The sequence below is a fragment of the Nocardiopsis listeri genome (assembly GCF_020741345.1).
Lineage (GTDB): Bacteria > Actinomycetota > Actinomycetes > Streptosporangiales > Streptosporangiaceae > Nocardiopsis > Nocardiopsis listeri_A.
This window is the reverse complement of the sequence record NZ_DYZD01000334.1, coordinates 1-26,215: the sequence shown is the minus strand read 5'-3', so window position 1 is coordinate 26,215 and position 26,215 is coordinate 1. Positions and strand designations below refer to the sequence as shown.

General features: G+C 69.8%; 21 protein-coding genes and 1 pseudogene. 9 read left to right on the top strand and 13 right to left on the bottom strand.

Going from position 1 to position 26,215, the window contains the following annotated elements:
- The 3 genes and pseudogenes from K8V84_RS17940 to K8V84_RS17930 all read right to left on the bottom strand — a co-directional run.
- A pseudogene (locus tag K8V84_RS17940) lies at window positions 1–280 on the bottom strand (carbohydrate ABC transporter permease); the annotation flags it as partial.
- A complete protein-coding gene (locus K8V84_RS17935) occupies window positions 277–1,254 on the bottom strand; it encodes a sugar ABC transporter permease (protein ID WP_304076369.1) in 978 nt (325 codons plus the stop codon). The pseudogene K8V84_RS17940 and the gene K8V84_RS17935, both read right to left, overlap by 4 nt.
- 81 nt (window positions 1,255–1,335) lie before the next feature.
- Window positions 1,336–2,679: an ABC transporter substrate-binding protein gene (locus K8V84_RS17930; protein WP_304076367.1), complete on the bottom strand. Its 1,344-nt coding sequence runs from the start codon at window positions 2,677–2,679 to the stop codon at window positions 1,336–1,338.
- Between the two features lie 223 nt (window positions 2,680–2,902).
- Here K8V84_RS17930 and K8V84_RS17925 point away from each other — a divergent pair, with 223 nt between their 5' ends.
- From K8V84_RS17925 to K8V84_RS17915, 3 genes are all read left to right on the top strand, one after another.
- Window positions 2,903–4,009 (top strand): Gfo/Idh/MocA family oxidoreductase, encoded by a 1,107-nt coding sequence (locus K8V84_RS17925; RefSeq protein ID WP_304076365.1) that lies wholly within the window; start codon window positions 2,903–2,905, stop codon window positions 4,007–4,009.
- 136 nt (window positions 4,010–4,145) lie between these two features.
- A complete protein-coding gene (locus K8V84_RS17920; protein ID WP_304076363.1) occupies window positions 4,146–5,507 on the top strand; it encodes a four-carbon acid sugar kinase family protein in 1,362 nt (453 codons plus the stop codon).
- An 88-nt stretch (window positions 5,508–5,595) separates the two neighbouring features.
- Window positions 5,596–7,377: a serine/threonine-protein kinase gene (locus tag K8V84_RS17915; RefSeq protein ID WP_304076361.1), complete on the top strand. Its 1,782-nt coding sequence runs from the start codon at window positions 5,596–5,598 to the stop codon at window positions 7,375–7,377.
- A 20-nt stretch (window positions 7,378–7,397) separates the two neighbouring features.
- Here the strand turns inward: K8V84_RS17915 and K8V84_RS17910 are convergent, their stop codons facing one another.
- From K8V84_RS17910 to K8V84_RS17890, 5 genes are all read right to left on the bottom strand, one after another.
- Entirely contained in the window at window positions 7,398–8,285 is an 888-nt protein-coding gene (locus K8V84_RS17910) for an alpha/beta hydrolase (RefSeq protein WP_304076359.1), read from the bottom strand.
- Between the two features lie 91 nt (window positions 8,286–8,376).
- On the bottom strand, window positions 8,377–8,709 hold the full coding sequence (locus tag K8V84_RS17905) for a DUF4873 domain-containing protein (protein ID WP_304076358.1): 333 nt from the start codon (window positions 8,707–8,709) through the stop codon (window positions 8,377–8,379).
- Window positions 8,710–8,724: 15 nt separating this feature from the next.
- Entirely contained in the window at window positions 8,725–10,248 is a 1,524-nt protein-coding gene (locus K8V84_RS17900; protein WP_304076356.1) for an NAD(P)/FAD-dependent oxidoreductase, read from the bottom strand.
- Between the two features lie 236 nt (window positions 10,249–10,484).
- Window positions 10,485–11,399: a diiron oxygenase gene (locus K8V84_RS17895; protein WP_304076354.1), complete on the bottom strand. Its 915-nt coding sequence runs from the start codon at window positions 11,397–11,399 to the stop codon at window positions 10,485–10,487.
- An 11-nt stretch (window positions 11,400–11,410) separates the two neighbouring features.
- Entirely contained in the window at window positions 11,411–12,265 is an 855-nt protein-coding gene (locus K8V84_RS17890; protein ID WP_304076352.1) for an SDR family oxidoreductase, read from the bottom strand.
- Window positions 12,266–12,496: 231 nt separating this feature from the next.
- Here K8V84_RS17890 and K8V84_RS17885 point away from each other — a divergent pair, with 231 nt between their 5' ends.
- A complete protein-coding gene (locus K8V84_RS17885) occupies window positions 12,497–13,276 on the top strand; it encodes a MerR family transcriptional regulator (RefSeq protein ID WP_304076350.1) in 780 nt (259 codons plus the stop codon).
- Between the two features lie 169 nt (window positions 13,277–13,445).
- On the opposite strand, the gene K8V84_RS17880 is transcribed toward K8V84_RS17885, so the two are convergent.
- Entirely contained in the window at window positions 13,446–15,299 is a 1,854-nt protein-coding gene (locus K8V84_RS17880; RefSeq protein ID WP_304076348.1) for a GMC family oxidoreductase, read from the bottom strand.
- A 221-nt stretch (window positions 15,300–15,520) separates the two neighbouring features.
- Here K8V84_RS17880 and K8V84_RS17875 point away from each other — a divergent pair, with 221 nt between their 5' ends.
- A complete protein-coding gene (locus K8V84_RS17875; protein ID WP_304076346.1) occupies window positions 15,521–16,168 on the top strand; it encodes a DUF6230 family protein in 648 nt (215 codons plus the stop codon).
- Window positions 16,169–16,172: 4 nt separating this feature from the next.
- On the top strand, window positions 16,173–17,519 hold the full coding sequence (locus tag K8V84_RS17870; RefSeq protein ID WP_304076344.1) for a DUF6114 domain-containing protein: 1,347 nt from the start codon (window positions 16,173–16,175) through the stop codon (window positions 17,517–17,519).
- A 45-nt stretch (window positions 17,520–17,564) separates the two neighbouring features.
- On the opposite strand, the gene K8V84_RS17865 is transcribed toward K8V84_RS17870, so the two are convergent.
- Window positions 17,565–19,394, bottom strand: coding sequence for a UvrD-helicase domain-containing protein (locus tag K8V84_RS17865; protein ID WP_304076342.1), 1,830 nt, complete (start codon window positions 19,392–19,394; stop codon window positions 17,565–17,567).
- Between the two features lie 767 nt (window positions 19,395–20,161).
- Here K8V84_RS17865 and K8V84_RS17860 point away from each other — a divergent pair.
- From K8V84_RS17860 to K8V84_RS17850, 3 genes are all read left to right on the top strand, one after another.
- Window positions 20,162–20,788 (top strand): DUF1707 domain-containing protein, encoded by a 627-nt coding sequence (locus K8V84_RS17860; RefSeq protein ID WP_304076340.1) that lies wholly within the window; start codon window positions 20,162–20,164, stop codon window positions 20,786–20,788.
- A 71-nt stretch (window positions 20,789–20,859) separates the two neighbouring features.
- Window positions 20,860–21,477 (top strand): vancomycin high temperature exclusion protein, encoded by a 618-nt coding sequence (locus K8V84_RS17855; protein WP_304076338.1) that lies wholly within the window; start codon window positions 20,860–20,862, stop codon window positions 21,475–21,477.
- Between the two features lie 104 nt (window positions 21,478–21,581).
- On the top strand, window positions 21,582–23,027 hold the full coding sequence (locus tag K8V84_RS17850) for a hypothetical protein (RefSeq protein WP_304076336.1): 1,446 nt from the start codon (window positions 21,582–21,584) through the stop codon (window positions 23,025–23,027).
- A 23-nt stretch (window positions 23,028–23,050) separates the two neighbouring features.
- On the opposite strand, the gene K8V84_RS17845 is transcribed toward K8V84_RS17850, so the two are convergent.
- The 3 genes from K8V84_RS17845 to K8V84_RS17835 form a co-directional block, all read right to left on the bottom strand.
- The gene (locus tag K8V84_RS17845) at window positions 23,051–23,764 is read right to left on the bottom strand and encodes a vancomycin high temperature exclusion protein (RefSeq protein WP_304076334.1); all 714 of its coding nucleotides are present in this window, start codon (window positions 23,762–23,764) and stop codon (window positions 23,051–23,053) included.
- 29 nt (window positions 23,765–23,793) lie between these two features.
- The gene (locus K8V84_RS17840; protein ID WP_304076333.1) at window positions 23,794–25,092 is read right to left on the bottom strand and encodes an FAD-dependent oxidoreductase; all 1,299 of its coding nucleotides are present in this window, start codon (window positions 25,090–25,092) and stop codon (window positions 23,794–23,796) included.
- Between the two features lie 116 nt (window positions 25,093–25,208).
- Window positions 25,209–26,215, bottom strand: a 1,007-nt coding sequence (locus K8V84_RS17835; RefSeq protein ID WP_304076331.1) for an FAD-dependent oxidoreductase, incomplete at its 5' end; no start/stop codon positions are given.

Below are 26,215 nucleotides of genomic sequence, written 5' to 3'. Positions count from 1 at the left end.
CGTCGCCGGCGCCGCCGAACAGCACGTCCCGGTAGTTGTCGAGGGTGACCGTGGGATCGGAGAAGAACGTCCACCAACCGGTGGTACGGATCTGCTCCGCCGGGCGGAACGACGAGACGAACAGCCCCGCGGTCGGCAGCGTCCACACCACCGCGACGACGAGCGCGATCAGGCTCGCCGCGCCGCCGCTCAACCGGCGGCGTACTCGGGCGGCGGCGCCGGAGCGCGCGTCCGGGATCGTGCGGGCGGTCTCCCCGCCCGTGGGGGTCGGGCGGCTCACAGCTGCTCCCTCGTCTTGCGCGTACGCCGGATCTGCACGATCACCAGCGGGATGACCAGGACGAACAGGATCACGGCCAGGGCCGAACCCTGACCGACCTGACCCTGCTGGAAGGCCTGGCTGTACATCTCGTTGGCGATCACGCTGGTGCCGTAGTTGCCGGCGGTCATGGTGCGGACGATGTCGAAGACCTTCAGGGTCTGCACCGTGATGGTGATGATGACGACCAGCAGCGTCGGCCACACCGAGGGGAGGGTGATCCGGGCGAACAGTTGCCAGGGGCCGGCCCCGTCGATCCGGGCGGCCTCCATGATCTCGGCGGGGATGGCCTTGATCGCCGCGGACATCACCACCATCGCGAACCCGGCCTGTACCCAGATGAGCACCATGATGAGCAGGAAGGTGTTCATGGGTTGACTGAGCAGCCACAGTCTGGGTTCACCGCCGAACCAGACAACGATCTGGTTGAACAGACCGTACTGTTCCTGGTCGGCCGGACGGTAGGCGAAGACGAAGCGCCAGATGATGCCGGCGCCCACGAACGAGATCGCCATGGGCATGAACACCAGCGACTTGGCGATCGACTCGAACCGGGACCTGTCGATGAGCACCGCGTACAGCAGCCCGATCGCCGTGGCCAGCATCGGGGCGAACAGCACCCACAGCAGGGTGTTGCGCAGTACCAGGAGGATCTCCGGGCGCTGGAACATCCACAGGTAGTTGGCGAGGCCGACGAACTCGGTGCCGGTGCGGTCGAAGAAGGACAGCCAGGTGGTGCGCAGGACCGGGTAGACCAGCCCGCCGACCAGCAGGATCAGTGCGGGGGCGAGGAAGAGGAAGGCCTGCCATCGGTCCCGGCGGGTACGGGGGAGGTCGATGAGGATCAGCATCAGGCCGATGACCGCGAGGAACGCGACGATCCCGATGAGCATCCACACGAGCTTGGGCAGCTCGGACAGGAGTGAGAACTCCATGGGTGGTTCCTTGGAATGGATGGCCGGGGCGAAGCGGGCGCACACGCGCGCGCCTTCGCCCCGGCGGGCCGGGGGGCCGGGTTACCAGGCGGATTCGACGGTTTCGAGGACGTCCTCGGTGTCGGAGCCGGTCACCCAGTCGATCATCGCGGTCCAGAAGACGTCGGTGCCGATGGAGGAGGGCATGGTGTCGCTGGCGTCGAAGTGGAAGACGGTGTCGGGGTCGCTCAGGACCTCCGCGGTGAACCGGTCGGTCGGGTCGGGCAGCTGCGACCGGTCCAGGTCCTGGTGGGCGGAGACCCACGAACCGAGCGAGGCGCGCTTGTCGGCGAACTCGACGGAGGACAGGTACTCGTGCATGGCGGTGACCTCGGGACGGTCGTCGTAGGCCACGGTGAACTCGCCGCCGCCCATGATCGGCACCTCGCCGTCGGCCTCCATGGCCGGAAGCACGAAGCCGTAGACGTCGCCGTCCTCGCCGATGTTCACGTCCTCCTCGAACTGCGCGGCGTAGAAGGAGCCCATGAGGTACATGGCGCAGCCACCGTCGAGCAGGGGCAGCCCGGCCTCCTGGAAGGAGGTGACGGCGATGCTGTCCACGCCGCCGAACGGACCGTTGACGAAGTCCTCGTTGCGCAGGACCCCCTCGGCCAGGTCGAAGGCCTCGACGACCTCGGGGGAGTCGAAGGCGACGTCGTTGGAGATCCAGTCGTGGTAGACGTCGGTGCCCGAGGTGCGCAGTAGCGCGTTCTCGATCCAGTCGGTGCCCGGCCAGCCGGTTCCGTCACCGGACTCGAAGCCGGCGCACCAGGGCTTGGTGCCGTCGTCGGCGATGCCCTCGCTGAGCGCGATCATGTCGTCCCAGGTCTCGGGGACCTCGTAGCCGTTCTCGTCGAAGAACGCGGGGGAGTACCAGACCATGGACTTCATGTTGGCGCCGAGCGGCGAGCCGTAGAGCTCGTCGTCGATGGTGGCGTAGCCCTGCCAGTCCTCGCTCCAGCCGGACTCGACGTTCTCGCGGACACCTTCGGCGACCGGAACCGCGTGGCCGTCCTGGACCGAGCGCTCCAGGAGGCCGGGCTGGGGGATGAAGGCCAGGTCGGGGGCGTTGCCGCCGTCCAGGCGAATGGGCAACTGGGCCTCGAACTCGCCGCTGCCCTCGTACTGGACGGTGATGCCGGCGCAGGCGGCGAAGTCGGCCCAGGACTCCTCCAACCGATCGCCCTCCTCGTCGCGGATGGAGGCGTAGACGGAGACGGTGCCGCCGGTGTCCTCCCACTGCTCGTAGGGGGAGCAGTCGATGTCGGAGGTGTCGGCGGTGCCGCCGCCACCTCCGCTGAGGTAGTCACAGCCGGAGACCAATAGGACGAGGGCTCCCGTGGCCGCGGCCACGGGGAGCAGGGGGCGGTAGCCGCTTGTGGGCAAGGGGGGCTCCTTCGGCACGTACTCGCGCTGTACGGCGCTTGTGATCCGGGTCATGCGTGACCGATGTAAGTAGGATTTCGACTCGATGTCCAGAGTTTGCGCAAAATCTTGCGTAACAATCCGAAATCTTGCGTTGGTTTGTTGTGTTCGACGAGTTCACCGTCCGGTTCGCGTGTGGGCGGGCGGGGCGGAGGAGGCCCGGCGGGAAAAGTACATTGGTGGCATGGTCGACGCACCCACCAGCCCTGGTCAGGGCATCCCCGCGCAAGACGGACCCGAACTGCACGTCGCCCTCATCGGCTACGGCAAGGGCGGGGAGGTCTTCCACGCGCCGCTCATCGACGCCGTCCCCGGTCTGCGACTGTCCGCAGTGGTCACCGGGTCGCCCGCCCGACAGGCCGCCGCGCGCGAACGCTACCCCGGCGTGGTCGTGTACCCCTCCGTCGATGACCTGTGGGCCGACGCCGGGCGCTACGAGATCGCCGTCGTGAGCACCCCCAACGAGACCCACGCCCCGCTGGCCCGTGCGGCCATGGAGGCCGGGCTCGCGGTGGTCGTGGACAAACCGTTCGCGCTCACCGCCGAGGAGGCCCGCGACCTCACCGACCTGGCCACCGAGCTCGACCAGGTGCTCACCGTCTACCAGAACCGCCGTTGGGACGCCGACTTCCTCACCCTGTGGGGGATCATCGAGGAGGGTTCCCTGGGCAGGGTCCACCGGTTCGAGTCCCGATTCGAGCGCTGGCGCCCCGAGCCCAAGGGGACGTGGCGGGAGAGCGGAAGCGTGGAGCACGGCGCCGGTCTGCTGTACGACCTGGGTCCGCACCTGATCGACCAGGCCGTCAACCTGTTCGGCCCCGTCGCCTCGGTCTACGCCGAGGTGGACGCCCTACGGGACGGGGTGCGCGCCGACGACGACGTGTTCCTCGCGCTGGAACACACCCGTGGCACCCGCTCCCACCTGTGGATGAGCGCCTTGAGCGCACGGAACGGCCCCCGCTTCCGGGTGTTGGGCGACCGGGGCGGCTACACCTCCTACGGCATGGACGGTCAAGAGGCGCGTCTGGTCGCGGGGGAGAGCCCCACGGCCCCTGACTGGGGTGTGCTGTCCGAGAGCGAGTGGGGCACCCTCGGCGTCGACGGGGAGTCGCGGCCGGTGCCCGGTGCGCGAGGCGCCTACCAGGAGTTCTACGTCGGGGTACGCGACGCGGTCGGTGAGGGAGAACCGTTGCCGGTGGACCCGCACGAGGTGATCCACGGACTGGAGGTCATCGAGGCGGCCCGCCACAGCGCCCGGACCCGCTCTGTGGTGGAGCCGGGCAAGGGCTGACCGGCGCCGGCCGAGGGGCGGTCGCCACCGGTGGGTTCGGTGTCGACCGCCCTGTGGACAACGCTCTCCGTACCCCCGCTTGGCTCTATGTTGGAAGAAGGAAGGTCCAGGCTTCACGCACCCGAAGGAGACACCCGTGGCCCAGGTACTCGTGGTCGCCGACGACCTCACCGGTGCCAACGCCACCGGCGCGCGGTTCGCCCGCACCGGTATGCGGGTGGCCACGGTGACCCCCGAACACGTCAGCAGGGTCGCCGGTGACTACGACGTGGTCGTGGCCAACCTGGACAGCCGGCACGTCCCGGCCGAACAGGCCGCCGACCTGGTCACCGACGTCATCGAGGCGGTGTGGCCGGTCGGGCTCGTGGTCAAGCGCACCGACACCACCCTGCGCGGCAACATCGGCGCCGAGGTCGAGGCCGCCTACGACGCCGTCCGGGAACGAGTGCCCTCGGAGACCCGTGTGCGGGTGCTGTTCACCCCCGCCTTCCCCGGCTCCGGTCGCATCACCGAGGACGGGGTGCAGCTCGTCAACGGCGTTCCGTTGGAACACACCGACCTGGCCCGGGACCCGCTCTTTCCGATGACCACCGGCGTGGTCGCCGACATCCTGGGCGCCCAGACCGACCTGGCCGTCCGGCACGTGCCGATCCGGCGGATCACTCAGGAGATGCTCACAGCCGAACTCCTCGCCGGGGACGAACCGATCGTGGTCTGTGACGCCTCCACCGAGCAGCACCTCACCGACATCGCCGAGGCCGCCGCCTCGGCGCACCACTCCGACGGCACGGTCTGGGTGGCCGTCGACCCGGGGCCTGCCGGAGCGCTGCTCGCCTACGCCCTGCGCCTGCGCGGCCAGGCGGGCTCGCGCGGGCCCATGCTGGCGGTGGCCGGCAGCACCACCGAGCTCACCAGGCGCCAGTTCGCCACGGTGGCCCGTACCGGCGCGGTGCGCTTCGTCGACGTCGACGCCGTGCGGCTCAGTGATCCCGACGACGACCACGCCGACGCGGTCGCCGAGGAGCTCACCGAGCACCTTTCGTCCTCGGGCTTTCCCGAGCTCTGCGTGCTGCGGCTGGTCACCGGCTCCGAGGCCGTCCGGGAGCTGCCACCCCAGTCCCGCGCCGAACTGCCCGGTCGGCTCGCGGGTCTGGTCTCCGACGTGGTCAACGAACTCGCCGATCGCGTGGGCCCCCACGCCCTGCCCAGCGGTCTCTACCTGACCGGAGGCGACCTGGTCGCCAGCGTCCTGGACGAGCTGGGCGTGCACGCCTTCGACGTCGGCGGTGAGGTGGTGCCCCTGGCGATCCACGGTCACCTCAGTGGGGGCCCGCTCGACGGAACCCCGGTGGTGGCCAAGGGCGGCATGGTCGGCGACGACATCACCTTGGTCGAATGCCTGGCCAAACTCCGCCGTGCCGTCCAGGCCCGCCTGCACCAGGTTCACTCGGAGGTGTCCGAACACGTGATCCCCACCCTGACGCGCGACCCCGCCTGAGCGATTGGACGGGCCCCGGGTACTCGGGCGAACGAACCGCTCCCTCGGGTGATCCCATCGGATATCCCCGATACGAGGAGAAGGCGCCATGTGCCCCCGTCCGGTCCCGTCCGAACCTTCCCCACCCACCGGGTTCACCCCGCTGGTCCAGGGCGATCCGCTCGCCGTCGGTCCCTTCCGGCTGGTCGGCCGGCTCGGTGAGGGTGGCATGGGCGTGGTCTACGGCGCGCTCGACTCCACCGATCGGCACGTCGCCGTCAAGGTCGTCCACCCCCGCCACGCCGCCGATCCCGTCTTCCGCGCGGGGTTCGTCCGGGAGGCCGAACTCCTGAGCAGGGTCGACTCCGAGTGCTCCCCAGCCTTTTTCGGGGCCGACCCCCACGCGCAAAGACCCTGGATGGCCATCGAGTTCGTGCCGGGCGGCACCCTCAAGGACCACGTTCGTGAACACGGGGTCCTGACCGCAGAGCGGCTCCTGTCCTTCGCCGCCGGTACCGCCGAGGCGCTCGCCGCGGTGCACCAGGCCGGTGTCATGCACCGTGACCTCAAGCCGGCCAACGTGATCCTGTCCCCGAGCGGACCCAAGGTCCTCGACTTCGGCATCGCCAGGGCCACCGACGATCACGCCCCGGAGAGGGGGATCTTCGGTACCCCCGGGTGGGTCGCCCCCGAGCGCCTGGACGGAGGGCGGGACACCCTCGCCGTCGACATGTTCGCCTGGGGCGGGTTGGTCGTCTACGCCGCGACCGGGCACGGGCCCTTCGGTAAGGGGGACACCGCCACACTCATCGCGCGGACCCGCACGTCCGAACCCGACCTGGAAGGGGTCCCCGAGGAGCTCCTGCCCCTGGTCTCGGCGGCGTTGTCCCGGGATCCGGTCGAACGACCCGGCGCCGTGGAGGCGTTCACGAAGCTGCTCGACCTGGCCGGTGCCGGCGAACCGGGCGAGGGTCCGCGCGAGCGTCTGCACGCGCTCCTGGGGCGGGTGTGGACCGGGTTCCCGATGGTACGGGGAAGCGGCACCTGGATCGCCGCCGGTTCGGTGGCGACGCTGTCGGGTTCGGCACCCCTGGCCGGAGGTGGTGCGGGAGTGGTCGCCACCAAGGCCGCCGGCGCGGGCACCGTCGCGGGGATGGGCAAGGTCACCGCCTCCGTCGTCGCCTCGACCCTGGCCGTCACCGTCGTCACGGGTGCCTGGGTGGGTGGTCGGATGTACTCCGACCAGCCCATCCTCCCAGGGCGGGCAGAGGAGACCGTCGCCGCCTCCGACCCCGCGACCGAACCGGATCTGGAACGGGCGGAGTTCCGGGGCATGACGCTCACCCTCCCCGAGGGCTGGACCGCCCTGACCCTGGAAGAGGAGTTCGGGAACTTCTCCGTCGAGGCGGAGCGGGTCACCGAGGAGTGGCTGCTTCTCTACCCCGGCGGTCAGGAGGGGTGCGAGGAGGTCGATTGGACCTGGGGCTACCAAGCGGAGCCGCACGAATGCCACCACGTCCAGGTTCTCGGACCGGGTGGAATCGCCTACGGGGGTGAAGCGTGGCAGCCCATCGTGGGACCTGATGGTGTCCAGGGACGGTTCCATCCAGGGACCGATCCGGGTGGTTGTCTGGATTGGGCGGAGCTGAGGGAGTGGAGGGAAGGCGAGGACCTTGAGGAGTTCGAGCACACCACGGTCGAGGTCGGAGCACAGGAGGCTTCGTACGCGTTCGGCGCCGGGGCCTGCGCGGACCCGCTCTCCCCGGTCAACCGGATGATGATCTACGAACAGCGCTCCTGGTTGCTCGACGGACCGGAGATCCTCATCGTCGACAACTACGGGATCGAGGAGTTGGAGACCATCTTGGCCGAGGCCGACCTGCCCGCCTGAGGGGCGGGCGGGTCGACGCCTCAGCGGGGCGAGGGGAGATCGACGGCGAGCTTGTCGACGATCTCGGCGAGGGTGTCCGGCACCTCCAACGGACCCATGTGGCCCAGGGCGGGGATCTCCCGTACCTCCTCGCAGTTCTCCAGGAGACCACCGAGGTGGTGGGCGTGCCAGGGTGGGGTGAGCTTGTCCTCGGAGCCGCCCACGACCACGGTCGGGACGGTGATCCGGCGGACGGAGTCGTCCAGGTCCAAAGCGGTCATGACCCGTCCCCACTCGCCTCGGGGGACACTGCCGCAGCCGTGGACCAGGCGGGCGCACAGGTGTCTGGTCGCCTTGTCGGTGCCCTTGGCCATGACCAGGTAGCGGAAGATGTGCTCGCTGACCGGGGTGGCCGGACCCAGGGGCAGCGGCGCGGTCAGGAAGACCTTCGCGCCGAGGGTTCCGAGTGGGCCCGGCAGCGGGATCGCCGTCGACTTCGCCGGCAGGTCGGTGCTGCCGGTGTTGGTGAGCAGCACCGCGCCCACCTTCTCCTGGAAGGTCTCACGCGGGGCGGACGCCATGATCGTCATGCCGCCCATGCTGTGCCCGGCGACCACGACCTTCTCCCCCTCGGGGACGGTGGCCGTCAGGACGGCGCACAGGTCGTCGGCGAGCTTCTCGGTGCCGTAGCCGGCCCTGGTGATGGGGGTCTGGCTGCGGCCGTGTCCGCGCTGGTCGTACAGGACCACTCGCAGGCCGGGGTCCAGCCGCCGGACCACACGACCCCAGGAGGCCAGGGAGGTCGCCCAGCAGTGTGAGAAGACCACGGTCGGACCGTCGTCCGGTCCGCGGACCTCCACGTGCAGCAGGGTTCCGTCGGCGGAACGGACCTGGAGTTCCCGTGCGTGGCCCACGTGTCGTGTCGCCATCGGATCACCTCTCGGGTGTCGGTGCGGAAAGGGGGTGGGGGGAGGGGAGTCCCCCGGGACGGCGCGTGACCCGGGGGACGTTCGGTTCCCCTCAGTCGTCCTCCAGGACGATCTGGGGGACGGCGTAGGGCGGGGTTCCCACTCCGTTGACGGGGTGGCCGCCCCACAGGTTGGGGGCGTCGAGACCGCCCACGCCCCGGTGTCCGTCGGGGGTGAGGACCACGACGGTCCGCACCCCCTCCTGGTAGGCCTTGGTGACGTCCGGATGCGCGGACAGCCGGCCCGTCCAGCGATAGTCGCCGGTCAAAGGGGAGAAGTGGCCGGCGATGTGGGCCTTGACCTCGGGGCCCTCGGTGGCCTCCTCGGAGAACAGGATCGTCACCGTGCCCCGGTACTCCTCTTCGTCGTCGTCGAAACCGCTCATGGTGTTCCTCCTCCGTTAGAGCGCGGTGGTCTTGGTGCGAGCGGATCGACGGGCCGAACGGATCCGCCGCAGCTCGTAGTTGTGCGGGTCGAACCAGCGGGTGCGCAGCGCGAAGTTCCAGGTGAAGGTGGGCCACAGGGTGGTGTTGCGGCCCTCCTCGTTGAGGTACCAGCTGTCACAGCCACCGGTCACCCATACGGTGCCCCGCATCGACTCGTGCACCATCTCGTTGTAGGCGCGCTGGGCCTGTGCCCGCGGTTCGAGTCGGTCGATGCGGTTGCCGCAGACGAACTTGAGCGCCTGCATCGTGTATCGGATCTGGGCTTCGATCATGAACACCTGTGAGGTGTGGCCCAGGCCGGTGTTGGGCCCGGCCAGTACGAACAGGTTCGGGAACCCGTTGACCGTGGTGCCCCGGAAGGCCTGCGCGTCGGTGCCCCAGTGCTCGGCGAGTGAACGTCCCTTGGAATCGAACACCCGGTGCGCGATGGGCGGGTCGGAGACGTGGAAGCCGGTGCCGAGGATGATGGTGTCGACCTCGTGCTCGGTCTCCCGACCGGAGGGGTCACGGGTGACCACGGAGTCGGGACGGATCTCGACGATGCCGTCGGTGACCACGTCGACGTTGGGCCGTGCCAGCGCCGGGTAGTAGTCGTTCGACATCAGGATGCGCTTGCAGCCGGCGCGGAAGTTCGGTGTGAGCTTGCGGCGCAGCTCGGGATCCTTGACGCTGCGGTTGATGTTGGCCCGGCCCAGTCGTTCCACGACCTTCAGCAACGAGGGCTTCTTCGCGAACCCGAAGATGTAGCTCTCGCGCCCCCAGTAGATGCTCTTGCGGGCGACGTGCTGGGCGCCGGGGACGTTGCGGTACAGCCACCGTTCCGGCCCGGTGATGTCGCGGTCGTGGCGGAACATGACCCACGGCGCGGTGCGCTGGAAGAGCGTGAGCCGGCCGACCTTCGGCTGGATCCGTGGCACGAACTGAATGGCGGAGGCGCCGGTGCCGATCACCGCGACCTTGCGGCCGGTCAGGTCGTGGTCGTGGTCCCACTCGGCGGAGTGGAACAGCCGACCCTCGAAGGTGTCGATGCCCTTGATGTCGGGGAGGGAGGGGTCGGCGAGCGGACCGGCCCCGCTGACCACGAACTGGGCGGTGAGGGTTCCGCTGTCGGTCTCGATCCGCCACCGGTTCCGGTCGGGCTCCCAGTGGGCGGCCTTGACGTCGCTGTCGTAGCGCACGTGTTGGTCGACGCCGTGTTCCCCGGCCACACGCTTGATGTAGTCCCAGATCTCGGGCTGGGGGGAGAAGGTGCGGCTCCAGTTCGGGTTGAGCGCGAAGGAGAAGGAGTACAGGTGGGAGGGGACGTCGCAGGCGGCGCCCGGGTAGGAGTTGTCCCGCCAGGTCCCCCCGATGCCGTCGGATCGTTCGAGGACGACGAAGTCCTTGAGCCCGGCCTGCCTGAGGCGGACCGCCATGCCGATGCCGGCGAAACCGGAGCCGATGACGGCGACCCGGTAGTGCGGTACTGCTTCGGTCACGTCGCTCTTCCCTTCGTGGTCCCGATCGGGACGTATTACTTTACCGACCGGTAGGTATGCCCCGGGGGATGATGCGTACCGTCCGCCGGGGAGAGGGGCCGGGGCCCGAGGGCGTGGCGCGTTCGCCCTCGGGCCCCGGCGTCGGGACCGCCGTCGGAAGACGTGGCGCGTTTCGCCTTCCGACGACGGCGTTCTCGGGGCACGACGGTCCCGGACGGGGGTCGTGCCGGTGCGGGTCAGCGGCCGAGCAGTCCGGCCTTCTTCCAGAAGTACCGGCCCAGGCCGGAGATCGCGCCCGCCGTCTCCAGGGTGTCGACCACCTTGCGGGAGGCCCAGGTCTTGGTGTCGATCCAGCGCGGGTTCTTCTTGGCGACCCGGTAGGCCTCCTTGGGGTCGAGCCCGACCTGCTCGTAGACCTTCGGGTTGATCAGACGGGTCGCGGAGTAGTAGGTGACCAGACCCAGCACGACACGGCTGTAGGCCTTGTTGAGGGCGCCGCGCTGCGGCCAGTCGCGCTTGAACTCCTCGCGGGCGTAGCGCATGTGCCTGGCCTCTTCGGTCACGTGGATCCGCGCGACCGCGCGTACCAGGGGGAGGACCTCCTCGTCCGGGATGGCCTCGCGCTGGAACTGGTCCAGGACCTCCTCCACGAAGAGGGCGCCGGCGAAGATCAGCGGGCCGTGCGCGATCGTCTTGAAGAGTCGTCCGAGCTGGTGTGCGGCCGGGTCGAGCCTGTGCGCCTCCCACCCCAGCTTCTCGATCATCTTCGCGAACATGACCGTGTGCCGGCACTCGTCGGCGATCTCGGTGTAGGCGTACTGGACGTGCAGGGTGGTGGGGTCGTTGTCGTAGGTGTGCCGGACCAGCATCTGCATGAGGATGGTCTCGAACCAGATGCCGATGGTGGCGATGCTGGCCACCTCCAGACGCGACAGCTCCTTGCGCTGGGCGTCGGTCATCTGTTCCCACAGGTGGGTGCCGTAGAGGGAGATGCGCTCGGGCCGGATCGCCCACATGTCGGGGTCGACGGGGGCGTCCCAGTCGATCTCGATGAGCGGGTCGTAGGAGGCCTTGGCGGAGCCTCGTAGGAGACGCTTGGCGATGTCCTCGCGGTCGGTGATCTTGGGCTTGCCCGCGACTTCGGCGGTCATCGGCTCCTCCTTCAGGAGAGGGCGGTAGGTGCGTACTGGGTGCCGTGGCGCGAGTGGAGCCCTCGCGCGATCTCCGCGTCGGCGAAGGTGCCGTCCGTGAGAAGTAGGCCGAGTTGGAGCGACACGACCTGTTCGGTGGTGCCGGGGAAGTGTCGGGTCAGGTGCAGGGCCGCGGTGCCCAGGGCGGTGGAGGCGATGTCGCGGGGGGCGTGCTTGGCCCCGGCGGCCCGGACCACCGCCATGACGGTGTCGCGCTCGGTCTCGGCCGGAACCACGCCGTCGAGCGAGGCTCCGGTGGCGCGGGAGCTTTCGTGGATCGGGGTGTCGACGAAGCCCGGGTAGACGGTGGTGACGCCGACGTGGGTGCCGTACTCGGCGCGTACGCAGTCCGCGTAGGCGGAGACCGCGCGCTTGGAGACGGTGTAGGCGCCGGCGAGGGGCAGCTGGAGGTTGGCAAGCAGGGACGCGGTGACGATCACGCGGCCTCGGGACCGGACGAGGTGGGGCATGGCGGCGGCGGTGACCCGCCAGGTGCCGAGGAGGTTCACCTCCAGCGCCTGGTGCGCGTGGGCGTCGGGCAGGTGGCCGATGTCCACGGAGGGGCCGACCCCGGCGTAGTGGATGAGCAGGTCCAGGCCGCCACCGAGCTGTTCCACCGCCTCGGCGACGCCTTCGCGTACCTGTTGGTCGTCGGTGATGTCGCAGGCGATGACACCGGGGGCGGGCTTGCGGTCGATGCCGACGACGTTGACGCCGAGGTGGCGCAGTACCGCGACGGTCGCGCTGCCGAACGCTCCGGAAGCGCCGGTGACGATGGCGTTCTGGCCGGGGAGCCGGCGCAGGTGACGAGGCAGGGGGGCCGTCATGTGATCTCCTCCACAGTCATTGCCGGAACGTTACAACGAGCATTGTCACAATGCAATGGGGCGAGGCCGGTTATTTACTCGCGAGTAGGTTCCGGGTGTTCGTGGTGCGAGCGGTGAACCGGCTCGTGCGGTTCGCCCGGGAAAGTTACGATCGTCGTCGACGAGGGCCGCCGGGCTGAAGGGACGTGATTACCCATGAGTACGGCCCCGCCGTGTCTCTAGGGTGGTGCCATGGCCGAATACCGCATTGACGAACTCGCCCGGCTCGCCGAAACGACGGTGCGCAACGTTCGGGTGTACCAGGACAGAGGGCTGTTGGCGCCACCACGCCGCCAGGGGCGAGTGGGCATCTACTCGGAGGCGCACCTGGCGCGCCTGCGGCTGATCGGACAACTGCTCCGCCGCGGCTACACCTTCGCCAACATCGGCGAGATGCTCCGAGTGTGGGAACGCGGGGGCGACCTGTCGGAGATCCTCGGCTTCGAGTCGGCCATCGGTGACGCCTGGAGCGATGAGATCCCCGACTACGTCGGCCTCGGAGAGCTTCGGGAACTCTTCGGCAAGGAGGTGACCCCCAGGACCATAAGGCGTGCCCTCGCGCTGCGCGTCATCGAACGCGACGGCCTGCGCTTTCGAATCCCCAGTCCGCGCCTGTTCCACGCCGGGGTCGAGCTGGTCAGGCTCGGCATGACGGTCGGCTCCGTCCTCGACATCGCCGAGAACCTCAGGAACCGGATCGGCGACGTCTCCGAGCACATGGTCCGAACGGTGTCGGACCACATCATCAGCGAGTACACCCCCGGAAGCGTCATCCAGGCCGACGAGGTGGACCAGATCTCCGAACTGGTCCGCAGGGTACGGCCCCTGGCCCAACAGGCCGTGGACGCGGTGCTCGCCCAGGAGATGGCCCACCACCTCAGCGACGTCATGGGCGACCACTTCGCCGAGGCCCTGGAGAAGCTCCAGGAACAGGACGCCGAAGGATACGAGGGTTCCACGGGCCCCTCCTGAGCCCCGAGGCGGACCGAGATCGCTCAGGCCGCGGGTCGCCCCTTCAGCCCCGTCGACCTGGACCGGCCGCCCCACCCCGAGACGAAGGTCCCCGCCGGGCCCGGCCGATGACCACGGGACCGGACCCGAACGGGTACCGCGAGGCGAGCGGGTGTCGAGACCGCGCCGATCAGGCCCCCTGCGGAGCGTCCCCGGGCTCCGGAACCTGCGCGGCCTCCGAACCCGGCTCGACCACGGTCAGCGGCAACGACGTGGTGTAGCGCAACTCGGCGAACGCGCCCGACGGAACCGCGGGGTCGCGCGGGAACACCGGCTTCACCCGCCGGTACTCGACGCCCTGCTCCGGGCGCGGATCCTCGTCGCCCTTGTTCGGCCACATGGACAGCGCTCGTTCGGCCTGCGCGGTGATCGTCAAGGACGGGTTCACGCCCAGGTTCGCGGTGACCGCCGAACCGTCCACCACGTGCAGCCCGGGGTGCCCGTACAACCGGTGGTAGGGGTCGATGACCCCGCTTTCGGCGCTGTCACCGATCGGGCAGCCGCCCAGGAAGTGCGCGGTCATCGGGATGTTGAACGGGTCCCCGATGGTTCCGCCCGGGTAGCCGTCGATGCGTTCGGCCAGGCGGGTCGCGGCCTCCTGCCCCTCGGGGATCCACGTGGGGTTGGGCTCCCCGTGCCCCTGCCTGGAGGTCAGCTTCTTGCGGCCGCCGAACAGGCCGCGCTCGACAGAGGTGGTCAGCGAGTTGTCCAGGGACTGCATGACCAGTCCGATGATGGTCCGTTCCGACCAGCGTCGGTTGGAGAAGCTGCGGGCGAACACGTAGGGGTGGCGCAGGACCAGCCCGATGTAGCGCAGCCAACGCGGGATCCTTCCGCCCCCCGGCACCTGGATGGTGGTGAGCAGCCCCATCGCGTTGGAGCCCTTGCCGTAGCGGACCGGCTCGATGTGGGTGTTGTCGTTGGGGTGGATGGAGGACGTGATCGCCACGCCGCGCGTGAGGTCCTCCGGTGCGGGCACCTGCCTGCTCATCGCGCCGACGAGAGCCTCGGAGTTGGTGCGGGTGAGGGTGCCCAGCTTGTCGGACAGGCGCGGCAGCAGCCCCTCGTCGCGCATCCGGTGCAGCAGGCTCTGGGTGTTGTAGGTTCCCGCGGCGACCACGACCTGGCGTGCGGTGAACGTGCGGGCGTTCTTCCTGCGACGGGGCGCGTCGGTGCGCAGGGTGTCGACGGCGAAACCGCCGCCCTTTGATTCGGGGCGTTCACGCACCCGCTCGACGGTGGTCAGCGGGTGCACCTCGGCTCCGCCCCGCTCGGCGAAGTACAGGTAGTTCTCGGTGAGCGTGTTCTTGGCGCCGTGGCGGCAACCGGTCATGCACTCACCGCACTCGGTGCAGGCCCTTCGATCGGGGCCGGCGCCACCGAAGTAGGGGTCGCCCACGGACTCGCCCGGCGCGGCCTTGTCGCCCGTGCCGTCCTGACCGTCGCCGAAGCACACGCCCACGGGGGTGAGCCGGAAGGTGTCACCCACCCCCATGTCCTCGGCGACCGCCTTCAGGTGCACGTCGGAGGGGGTCATGGAGGGGTTGGTGCGCACGCCGAGCATGCGACGGGCCTGGTCGTAGAAGGGCGCCAGCTCCGACTTCCAGTCGGTGATGTGCCGCCACTGCGGATCCTCGAAGAAGGGGTCCATCGGGTGGTAGAGGGTGTTCGCGTAGTTGAGCGAACCCCCGCCGACGCCGGCCCCGGCGAGGATCATGACGTCCTTGAGCAGGTGGATGCGCTGGATGCCGTACATGCCGACCTGTGGGGCCCAGAGGAAGTTCTTCACGTCCCAGGACGAGGACGGCAGGGTCTGGGGGGTGAAGCGCCGGCCGGCCTCCAGGACGCCGACTCGGTAGCCCTTCTCGGTGAGGCGGAGCGCGCTCACCGATCCACCGAAGCCGGAGCCGATCACGACCACGTCGTAGTCGAAACGATCGTCCGATTCCTCGGGTGCGGCGTCTGGTGTGCTCTGAGGGGACATGGGTTCAGGCCTCTACTTCCCAGGTCGGGCGGCAGTTGTCCGTAATGAGCCGGATACGAGTCCGCAACGAAGATGGCGTCATCTAGAAATGTGACAATGCATATTGTAATGTTCGTCACTACCGCCGAGTAGGGTGTGTTTCAAGTAACACACGTGGCGTGCGTCGGCGCAAGTCCTTCCCCCTCGTCGTCCCCCGACGGCGGAATCCTCTGGAGGTACACATGCCCAAGGCACCCGACGAGGCGCCGGAGGCGTCTCAGGATTCGCCTGAGCAGCACGAAGGCAACGGTGGGACACGCTGGCGCAGGTTCGCCCTGCTCGCGGTCCCCGGTTTCGTCGCCGCCGCGGTCCTCGGTGGCCTGACCACCCAGGGCGTGCTCGCGGCCTCCTTCGCGGTCTCCGGTGACAGCTTCAAGATGTCCGCCGACAACCTCAGCGGCAACGGCTTCAGCCAGTACGGCGACGTCGCCGAATCGGTCGACGGCTCGGCCCGACCGATCGGTCTGTCCACCGTGAACACCGCAGAGCTGCAGAACCTGTGCATGTCCTCCCTGTGGGACCTGCCCATCGGCGAGGCCACCCTGGTCATCACCGCGGGTGAGGACAAGCCGGTCGAGGGCACCTCGATGGTCATCGACATCGAGCAGCTCCAGGGCAACGCGGAGTTCGGCGCGATCGAGATCGGCCGTGACGCCGGCACCCTCGACAAGACCGACGGCGGCCAGGGGCCGGAGGGTGGTTTCGGTCTGCAGGCCGACACCATCTCGGTCGACGACATGGAACTGACCTCTTGGGCGGTCACCTCCGGCTCGCTGCGTCTGAGCGGTCTGGGGCTGGTCATCAAGCCCGGTAACCACGAGTGCTTCTGATCCCATGGCCCAAGCGATGACCCTGCTCCGCACGGGATGGGGACGGTTCCGGAACTGGCGGCGTACTCGGCCGTTCTGGGGCGGTCTCCTCCTCGTCGCGGCCGGTATCGAGCTTTTGGTCGCACCGGCCGCGCAGAGCCTGATCCTGCCCATCGACCTACTCGTCTTCTCCGGGATGGCCGGTGTCTCCGGCAACCTCATCGGCGGACTGCTGATCGTGATCGGTGTGTTGAGCTGGTTGCAGCCGGCCCAGCACACCTTCTTCGGCGTGGTCGGACTGATGCTCGCCCTGGTGTCCTTCGTGACCTCCAACTTCGGTGGCTTCGTCATCGGCATGCTGCTCGGAATCGTCGGCGGGTCGCTCGTGTTCGCCTGGGGCCCCGAGGCCCGGAACCGCCCCCGTGGGCGGCGCCGGGCCAAGGAATCCCAGGCCCCCGACGAGGCCGAGGAAGGCGAGAACGCCGCGAACCGGGACTCCGACACCTCCACCGAGGGCGCCACCGTCGAGGAACCGCGTGGTGGCACCCGGCCCCTGGCCGCGATCGCCCTCCCCCTCGCCGCCGTCATGACCATCGCCGCGGCCCCCGCCCCCACCCTGGGGTGGCCCTGGGACTGGCTGCTGCCCGACGACGAAGAGTCCGAGGAGCAGCCCGGGGAGGAACCCTCCGCGAGCCCCTCCGACGATCCCGGGACACCCCCCGAGGAAACCGATCCCGGTGAGGACGAGGACACGGAGGAGGACCCCGAGGAAGAGGACGCGAACGAGGAGGACGAGGAGGAGTCCGACGATGAGGACGCCGACCCGGCCGCGTGTGAACTCGCCCTAGGCGACGACGCCGTCGTCGAGGACGAGCAGGAACTCCTCGACATGGTCCGGGCCTGCCGGGCCGCGCAGGAGGAGGGCGAGTACCCGGAGGTGGCGGTCGCCTCCGAATACGACTGCTTCCAGGGCTCCACCCGTGAGTCCGGTCTGACCGCCGACAGCCTCACCATGTTCGGCGCCGGCTACGAAGGCGTGGTGGAGTGCCCGACCGCCGACGGTCCACGGCGCTACCTCAAGATCACGATGAGCAGCTCCAAGATGAGCGGCGGCGAACTCTGGTTCAACGAATCCGGAACCCGCCGATCCTTGGACCTGCCCTCGATGGACATGGAGGGCAACGTCGAACTCCACGTCACCAGCATGAGTCTGCGGCTTCTGGGGATTCCGCTCACCTTCACACCGGACTTCCCACCGCCGCTGCTGTTGCCGATCATGTACGTCACCGACGTCGACGTCGGTGAACCCATGGCCTTCACCGATCGGATGGTCATCCCCGACCTCGACGGAAACTTCGCCGCGGGGGAGTGAACGAAGGGGCCGGGACGTCCCGGCCCCTTCGAGTGTGCGCCTCGGTCAGCGACTCTCGGCGATCAGTCGGCTGGGTCGGCCCACGTGCGAGACGTACAGCGCGTCCCGCGCCCGGGTGCAGGCCACGAACAGCAGGGTCCGTTCCTGCTGGATCGCGTGCTCCAGGGCGACCTGGTCACCGTCGGCCGCCTCGATCGCGGCCTTGGGCGGCAGCAGGTGGTCGCTCACGCCGATCAGGGCCACGCATCGGAACTCCTGTCCCTTCATCCGGTGCATCGTCCCCACCCGGACCGCGCCCGGCACACCCGTTCCCTCCAGCGGTGTGGTGGAGATCCCACGTGCCTCCAATTCCTTGGCGACCCCGCGCGCCACCCACTGGTTGCGCCCGGCCACCGCGATCTCGGCCGGGTTCACCCCGGCCTCCAGCCACACCCGGACCCAGTCGCCCAGGGCGTGGAGTTCCTCGGTGCGGTTGTCGCAGCCGCGGACCACCGGGGCGGGGCCGCGCAGCAGCGAACGGTAGCCGGCGAGGGTGTCGGCGTCGTCGTCCATGCCCAGCGCGGCACGGCGGCCCAGGATCGGCATGCTCCAGTCGAGGATCTCCTGCGTCACCCGGTAGCTGACCCGCAGTCGGTGGCCACGACCGCGCACGTTGATGCCCAGCGAGGCCAGCGACACCCGGTTGTCGGACACCCGCTGGTGCGGGTCACCGACGATGAACAGGTCGTCGGGACCCTCGGGGACCGCTGCGCGCAGCATCCGCCACTGAGTCGGGTGCAGGTCCTGGGACTCGTCGACCACCGCGTGGCGGAACAGTGGTCCCGAACGCGTGAGCAGACGGGCGGCCTCGGCGGCCAGCTGGGGGTAGGACCACAACCCCTCCACCCGCATCGCGCCGACGTAGCGTCGGACGGTCTCCCAGACCTGACGACGGTGTTCGGGCGCCAGGTGCTGGACGCGACCGCTGCGCTCGCAGCGGATGTAGTCGGCCGGTCGTTCCAGGTCCTTGGCCAAAATGACCTGTTCCCACTCGTCCACCAGGAACCGTCCGGAGAAGGGCAGCCCGTCGGCGAGGGCGACCGCACGCCACCTCTGGACGAGTTCGTCCTTGCCGATCATCCGGGGCGCGACGCTGCTGTGGCTCTGGGCCACGGAACGGGCCAGGCCGTCGATGGTGACCACCCGCACACGGGACCTGGTGTCGGGGTCGGGCAGCAGGCGGTCCAGGCGGTCGGCCAGGGACTGGGCCAGCGCGCGGTTGTAGGTGGTGAGCAGCACCGACTCCTCGCCGGACTCGGGGTGGGCCGCGGCGTCCACTTCGGCCAGGTGCGCGGCGCGGTAGAGCGCCATCACGCTCTTGCCGGTGCCGGGGCCCCCGGTGACCTGCACGGATCCGTTGAAGTGCCCCGAGGTCACCTTCTGCTGGTCCGGGTGCAGGGTGATCTGCCACTGCTCGAAGGGCGCGTTGAGGGCGCCGGACAGTTCGGGCGGACCGACCGGGGTGAGGTCGACGATGCCGAGTCCGAGTTCGACGGGCGCGTCTGTCAGGGCCCGGGGACGCAGGTTCTGGGCGTAGCGCAGCGCCTCGGCGCGCGGGCGCACGGTGAGCAGTCGGTAGCGCGGGCCATCGGCGTCCTCTTCCGCCGGCTCGTCCTCAGGGGACTCCGCGCCCGGGTCGGGGGCGATGACGCCGGTCCAGTCGTGAGCGATGGACACGACCCGGACACGAGGGTCGGCGGCGCCCGCGACGGATTCCAGGTCGGTGGCCTCTCCGGCCTGGTAGGCGCGCATCACGGCCAGGGTTCCGAGTTGGACGTCGGGCGCGAGGCGGTTGAAGTCGCTGAGAAACGTCGGGGCGATCGCAAGGGCGGACACGTCGTGGTCTCCTCCGGTCTTCGACCTGATGGTGGCTCTGCTGGTTGGTCGGATCGGATGGGCGTCGCGCGAAGGGAAGCCGGTCGGGCGACCGTTCGCGTTCACTTGGAACATGCTCGCCGTGGAATTTGGGCAAACGCTGCCGTGAAGGCGAAGAAGGGGAGATTTCGGGAACCCTTGGATTTTCGGGTTTGCGCAGTTCAAGGCATGGCTTGCGAAGGGGTGTTCGAAGGCGGTCGTCAGGTTTTTCGAGCCTTCGCAAGCGGCTCTCCGTGACCTGCGGCTTCTCCGATGATGCTTGTGTCCAAAACCCGTTTAATGTGCTGTCCGAAATCAGGTGCGCGAGGGTGTGGCGAACCCTCTCGCTTGGGAACGCGGGGAAACGAGGGGCAAAGGCGGACGACTATGGGTGGAGGGGCCGAAACCCGGCGAAGCGACCGTTCGGGCAATGCCTGGAGAACGTGAGGCGTCCCCGCGCCATGCTCACTGTCTGGCCGGTTGCGGACACGCTCTGTGCGGGGCGGGGTGCGTTGCGGGATCGTGGTGATACCGGGGGAGGGAATCACGCGTGGTTCAGGACTCTGCCGGGGTCCGTCCTACCCCGGCAGAGTCCTCAACCACCCTAGAGAAGCAGTACCCGCCTCCCGTCCGGCCCAAAGCGGGGCGGGGGCGCCTTCCTCGACCGCGCAGTCCGCCGAACCGCCACCGACGCTCCACATGCTCTAACGTGGGTCTGACAAAACAGGCAGAAGGAGCGGGACGAGCACGTGGCCCCCAACGACATGAGCCGAATGCGCATCTCCGACGCCGAACGCGACCAGGTCGCGGAGATCCTGCGGGATGCCGCGGGGGAAGGGCGTCTGGACCTGGCGGAGGTGGACGAGCGCCTCAACGCGGTCTACAGCGCCAAGACCTACGCCGACCTCGAACCCATCGTCGCAGACCTTCCCGCGGGCGCGGGCGGCCTGTCCTCCCCGGCCCCCACGGGCGCGGTCGCCCCGCGGCACACCCCGACCGGGCCTGCCGGCCCGCCACTGAAGCTCAAGGCCAAGGGCGACTCCCTGGTCCGCAAGGGCGACTGGACCGTACCGCACCGCATCGAGATCGATGCCCGTTTCGGTTCCACCAAGCTCGACTTCCGCGAGGCCCGCATCACCACCCCGGTGGTGGAGGTGTGGGTGGACGCGTCCTGGGGCGGAGCCGACATCATCCTGCCCGAAGGGGCCACCGCCGAGGTCGACATCGACTCCTCCTGGTTCGGCAGCGTGCGCTCGGACGTCGATTCGATCCGTCGAAGCGACGCCACACACTTCGTCATCACCGGCGCGGCCCAGGGCGGCGCCCTGCGTGTGCGGCACAAGCGGGCCGGGGGCTGGACCGCCTTCCTGACCTGACCGCCATCGCCGTGCGCCATGATGGTGGGGCGCACGGCACGGGCCGTGTCGGACATCGGAAGGCGGCGGCCGTGCTCATCTGGATCGGGACGATCGTGGTCGGAGTCATCGCCCTCGCCCTGGCGCCGTTCGCATGGACGCGTCTGGCCGGATTCGGACGCCGTCCCGGCCTCGCCCGTGTCCCGCACCGCCCCGTCGCCGTGGTCCTGGGCGCCGCCGCCTGGCCCGACGGTCCCTCACCGCTGCTCGCCCGACGCCTGGACCTGGCCGTCGACCTGGTCGGACAAGGCAAGGTCGATCGTGTCCTGGTCTCCGGGGACAACCGCGACGTGTCCCGGCGAGAGACCGACACCATGACCCGCTACCTGGTCGAACAGGGGGTCCCCGCCGACCGGGTCGAGGCGGATCCCCACGGCTACCGCACCTGGGACACCTGCGTGAGGGTCAAGGAGTACTACGGGGTGGACGCCGCCACCATGGTCACCCAGTCCTTCCACCTGCCCCGCACCATCGCGCTCGCCCGGGCCGCCGGCATCGACGCCGTGGGGGTGGGCGACTCCAGCCTGGGCGCCCGTCGACGCTCCACCGTGATCGGTTACCTGCGCGAGGTTCCCGCCGCCTTCAAGGCCCTCAAGGACGCCGTGCTGCGCCCCGCCCCCATCATGGCCGGGCGACCGGACCCGCGATGATCCTGTTCGCAGCGCCGATCATGGCGGCACGAGCAGGGGCATGGCGGTGGTGACAGGGGAGATCGGGGCTCAGAGCTGTTGCCCGAGCCGGGATAATCGGGCATATGAACGCGACCACGGGAAACGAACCACAAGACAACGCCGTCGACGTCGACCGGGCCTCCCTGGCCCCCGAGGGTGGGGAACGCATCCCCGAACTCCTCGACAGGGTCGCCGGCAGTGACAGCGCGCTGTCCGACCTCCACGACATCATCCGGTTCCCGGAGCCGGGCCACCGCGCCGCACCGAAGATCGTCGACCACCTCGTCGATGTCGCGACCTCCGACGAGACCCCGGACATGGACCGGTGGCGGCCCCTGAGCCTCTTGCTGGAACTGGTCGCGGCCCACGCGGAGGACCGATTCCCCGAGCACCGCGACCTCGACCAGTGGCGCGACGAGGTGGCCTGGGCCGTCTCCAACGACGCCGAGAAGGTACGCGCCCAGTACCGCAACTGGATGGACGAGGCCCCCGACGAGCAGCACCACCACCGGATGCGCAACCGTCTCGCCGTGATGGAGTCCGACGACGGCGCGGAGATCCTGCAGGCCGAACTCGACACCTACGAGGCCGTGCTCGCCCGGGTTCCCGACCTGGTCGCTCTCCTGCACGGCGGGGCGAACCGGGGCGGCCTGGACCGCGCCGGCGAGTGGGTGAGCTACCTGCTGGCGTTCCTGCCCGACGAGTCCGAGCGCGTGGTCTCCGAGATCACCGCCGCCTCTCAGTTCCTCCTCGCCAAGGACCTGCGCCCCACCCCCAAGGCCCCCACCTCCCTGCGCGACGCGATGGAGCAGGCCTCCGGTGGCGGCGGTGGCCACTCCGAGCCGCTGCCCGCCGAACTTTTCGCCCTCGGCCTGCTCGCCGCTCCGCACGACATCGACACCACCGTCGGTCTCACCCATCAGATGGCCGGTGGCAACCTCTACAACTCCTTCGCCGCCTCGGTGGCGATGGTCCTCATCCACGGCGAGAACACCCCCCGCGAGGGCCTGCGCCGGATCGGCCGTGGTGGCGGAACCTCCATGGGCTACGAGGGCCTGTTCAACGAGTCGTGGCCGCACTGCGGTCCCCGCTCCCCGCAGGTCCTGGGATTCCTGGCGCTGGGCCGCGCGGGGGACCGCACCCGCCGACTGCGTCTGGACATCCTGCCCGGCCTGATCAAGGGCGAGGACCAATCCCGCGCCCTGGTCACCGGCGTCGGCCTCGAACTGGTGCTGGGCCCGCGTTCCAAGGACCGCACCCCCGAGGAGCACGCCCAGGCCGACTACGACGAGGAGACCCTCAAGGTTCTGTGGGCCATCGCGGAGCTTCCCGCCTCGGCGTGGGAGGACGAGGAGTTCACCGCCACCCTCGCCGCATGGTCCCTGCCCGAGGAGGCCGAGGAGTTCTGTGCCCTGGTCGGTGTCGAACCCGAGCCGGAGCCCGCCCCCCAGGCGACCCCCGACCAGCAGGCCCCTCAGCCCCAGCAGGCGCCCCCGGGCCTGTTCGGTCGGTTGTTCGGCGGTCGCTGAGAGCGGAGCACGTCACCGCCCGGTCAGCGGGTCGCCGATTCCTCGGCGGCCCGGGCCAGGGCCTCGTCCACGCCGGTCTCGGGCTCACCCAGGAACGTGGGGTCCGGACGCAGTAGGACCGTGCCAAGGGCCGCCACCGCCGCCGGGACCTCGCGCATCCACCCGTAGACGGTGGCCGTCGCGCGTTCGCGGAAGCTGTTGTCGCCCACGCCCACGGCGTCGATGCCGGCGGCCCGGCACAGTCCGACCGCCCTTGGCACGTGGAAGTCCTGGGTCAGCACCACGGCCTCCTTCACCCCGAAGACCTCCGCGGCGCGCGCACACGAGTCCCAGGTGGCGAACCCGGCGTGGTCGCCGACGATCCGATCCGCCGGGACGCCCGCCTCGACCAGGTAGTCGCGCATGGTGTCGGTCTCGCTGTAGTGCTCGACGCCGTTGTCACCGCTGACCAGCACCGCCTCGATCCGTCCGGCCTCGTACAGTTCCACCGCCAGTTCCAGGCGCTGGGCCAGCAGGTGACTGGGCACCCCGTCGGGGCGGACCCCGGCGCCGAGTACCAGGGCCACCGGGCGTTCGGGCACGTTCTCGACGCCGTACCGGTGATCGGAGGTGGCGAACAGTTGCCACACGAACGGCGTACAAGCCAGCACCATCACGGCCACGGCGGCCAGGACGAGCGGGAGGCGGCGCCGGCCCGGGCGCGCGGTGTCCGCACCCGGCTTCGCGGACTCGGGCATCGAAGGTGTCTGGGAGTTCTCGGAGGTCGTCACACCATGGGAGACGACCGGACACCCGGACCGGTTCCCCGAATTCGGGCGTGCATACGTCGCAGGGCGTCCATGGCGCTCGCCACCACGGCATCGTCGGAGGCTCCGGCCAGGGCTCTGGCGTGGTCACCACCGTTGAACCCCAGCAGCACCGGCCGCCCGAACGCCTTGTACCCGTTGAGCCACCACGACCACAGCCCGGGGTCGAGGGGGTCGGGCCACTCCAGGACGTCCACGTCGGCCGGCCAGAACACGTGCGGGAACCACAGCCACAACTTGTCCAACAGCCCCGACCCGAGCGCGCCGATCGCCTCCCGCTTGGTCTCGGGCAGAGCCGGTCGGAACTCCACCGTCCCGGCCTTGAGGACCCCGATCGGCAGCGTCACCACACAGTGTTCCGCCGCCACGGGCTCCCCGTCGGCCAGGTGGGTGACGGTGCCGCCGTCGGAGTGTTCCACGGCGGTCACCACCGCCCCGGTGCGAACCGGCAGGTCACCGTGGACGTGGGCGACCAGCCCGGTGTACCCGTCGGGCAGCAGGAGGTCGCCGCCGCGCCCGCCCACACCCTCCTCGTCGGCGCTGATGGCCAACTCGTGCGGCTCGGCCGCGTACTCCTGGGCGTAGACGGTGTTGGCCGCGTAACGCAGTGCGGGGGAGGGGTTCCGGGGAAGGAGCGCGGAGATGGGCGTGGTGTCCGCTCGGGGGTGCTCGTCCATCCCCTCCACGTACCGCTCCAGCTCTCGGTAACCGGCCGGGTCGGCGCCGGCGACGCTGTCGTAGTCGAACTCGACCCGTCGCCCTCCGGTGGCCTTGAGCAGCCTGGTCACGGGGTTGCCCTTGTGGCCGTGGATCCAGGAGGCGCCCAGGTCGACGGGCAGGTCCCCGTCCCACTCGGTCCACACCCGACCGCCGACCCGGTCACGTGCCTCGATGACGGTCACCGCCATGCCGGCGTCGCTGAGCGCACGAGCACAACCGAGCCCGGCGAAACCGGCCCCCACCACGGTGACGCTCTGCCCGCGACGTGCGGTGCGCAGGATCTCCCGGGCCGCTCGCCGCCCGCTCGACAGGGCGCCGGCGGTCGTGGCCGGCGCTTCCGAGGAGGTGGCCTCACCGGCGAAGTGCAGGCGGGCACCCACCCGGGAGGCCAGGTGGGTGCGCACCGACGTGCCCAGCCGATGCGGGGCCAGGTAGGAGTACGAGCCCAGGGCGTAGGGGTCCCTGGACCATGAGGTCCGCCGGTGGCGGATCGGTTCGGGCACGGTGGGAGAGGTGCGAAGGGGGCGATCGGCCGTCATGCCCGCAGACTAGCGGTCCGCCCCCCACCACTCTCGGCGGACGACCCGGCGGATGCACGGGAGGTGATGAGGATCAGGACCACCAGGGGAGCGCAGACGCGGTGGGCGACCTGTGTTCAGGGCTCCGCCGGGGCCGCGTCGAGGTCGTCGGCCGGCTGCGGGCCGTACAGCCAGTCGGTGTACTCCCAGATCCCGTGTCGGTCGGCCGACTTGAAGAGCATGTTGCGCACGGTGCGTTCCACCGGACCGGTCACGTGCCAGGCCTCGCCCCACATCCGGGCCATGGCCTGTACCCGGGAGGTCTTGGCCTGACGCAGATCGGTGAACCGGCCGAACACCTCGGGCCAGCGGGAGGCATCACCGTCGGGGCCGAAGACGATCCGTTCGGCCAGGCGTTCCAGTGTCCCGGCGTCCTCCAGGGCCTGGCAGGCGCCCTGGGCCAGGTACTGCAGCATCGGATGCGCGGCGTCGCCGACCAGGCACACCCGCCCCTTGTTCCAGGTCGAGATGGGTACGCGGTCGAACATCGGCCAACGCACGGCGTCGTCGACGTTGGTCAGCGCGTCGCGCACGGCGGGCACGCAGTCGGTGTAGGCGGCGCGCAGCTCGTCATCGCCCTCGTACTCCAGCCGCCCTGCGGCGAAGCTCTCCGAACGGTAGACCGCCACGGTGTTGAACAGTTCGCCGTCGCGCAACGGGTACTGCACCAGGTGGCACTCGGGGCCGAGCCACACCACCACGGAGTCGAGGTCCTCGGCGTGCGCGGCCGACGAGGTGGGGATCGCCCCCCGGTACGCCACGTATTCGGAGGCGACCGGCTCGTCGTCGGAGAACAGCTGTCGTCGGACCGCCGACTTGATGCCGTCGGCGGCGATGACGGCGTCGGCGGTGAACCCGCGCCCGTCGGTGGTCAGGGTCCGCACCCCGTCGGGGGTCTCCTCCACCGACTCCACGCAAACGCTGTTGTGCGCCCGTACCCCGGCCTCCTCGGCGGTGCGGGCCAACAAACGATGCAGGTCGGCGCGGTGGGCCACGATGTAGGGGGTCTCGTAGCGTTCCCGGAACCCGCCGGTCACGTCCTGGTCGAGGACGTCCTCGCCGGTGGTGGCGTCGCGGAAGACCA